General features: G+C 39.6%; 2 protein-coding genes. Both read right to left on the minus strand.

The features are described from left to right. Positions 1-404: hypothetical protein (locus AMDU4_RS12440; protein WP_290705348.1), on the minus strand; the 404-nt coding region annotated here is incomplete at its 3' end. Positions 405-487: 83 nt separating this feature from the next. After that, positions 488-1,211 (minus strand): membrane associated serine protease (locus tag AMDU4_RS12445; RefSeq protein WP_021788298.1); only part of this gene is annotated, 724 nt, incomplete at its 5' end.

Genomic DNA, 1,211 nt, shown 5'->3' on the forward strand with positions numbered 1-1,211 from the left:
ATGGAAAGGTAATGGTATCCCCCATCATTTTGAGCTTCCGTGCCATTCATCTTCACGGTCGCATTTCCATTTGAAACAAAAACATCTACCATGACCTTCTCTGGAACAAGGGACATGGATGTGATGCTTTTTGCACTGGCATATGCCATGTAATATCCGGATGAACTAATGGACGCATTGTTATTGTTTGAAAGCTCATAAACCGTTCTTGTTCCTGAACTGGATGTATAATGGAAGTAATGGTCTAGGAGCAGGTTATAGTGTGGGGAATAATAGGATGGGCTAGAATTTACAGTTACTGATACGGATACTATATCTGGAATATTTATTGTCCTTGAGATAGTTTTTCCATTATATGTGGCAGATACTATGTAGGTACCACCAGAAAGTTCATCAGAATTCACTAGTAACTTACTTCCATTTACACTATAAGTCGCTGATGCCCCGTTGCTGAGGCTGAATGTAACTGTTGATTTAGGACCAAAGTCTATGGAATAAAGAATGTGAACAGATCCAGCTGTTCCATAGATTTCATAGTTGGTTTCCTCCCCTTTGAGGCAATCAACATTTTATCTGAAGAATTATATTTAAGTGTGATGTTGCTATAGCCATTTCCCAAATTATCGTATCCTGAGCTATATATTCCAGTGTAAGCTATAGGCCCGCTCTGGTTTCCTATTGCAATGTTATTGTATTTTCCCTGGGGGATGTTTACAAAGTTTATTTTTGCATTGTCCTGCTGTGCACCTACTGCTCCATGATAATTCCCGGCAAATGCTAAGGGCATATTCAGGGTTTTTACTGTTGCATTATTTACAGTGAAATATACTTTACTTCCGGAAATCTGCACACCGAGGTAAGCCGATGTCGATCCTGGAATAATACCCTCAGTCCGGATTCCATTCTCGTAAATGCTGTATTTATAATAATATCCGGTAGAATTTGTGGATATGCCGAATTTTATATAATTGCCCTGGTTTTCATAGAATCCCAGGTAATAAAATGTGCTCCCATTGAACTGTTCAACACTATTGCCGGGTACATTGATATTGGCAGAGATGTTAGTAGCATATGATGTATTATTGAATGTTGCAACAGTGCCATAACCATTCATTACCAGGCTCGTATCATTTATCAGGTTGCTGACAAGTGGAGTCCCGAGACCTGTTACAGGATTCCATCCCGGTCCTGCACTATATCCAAAGTTCTGG

The sequence above is a fragment of the Ferroplasma sp. Type II genome (assembly GCF_000496155.1).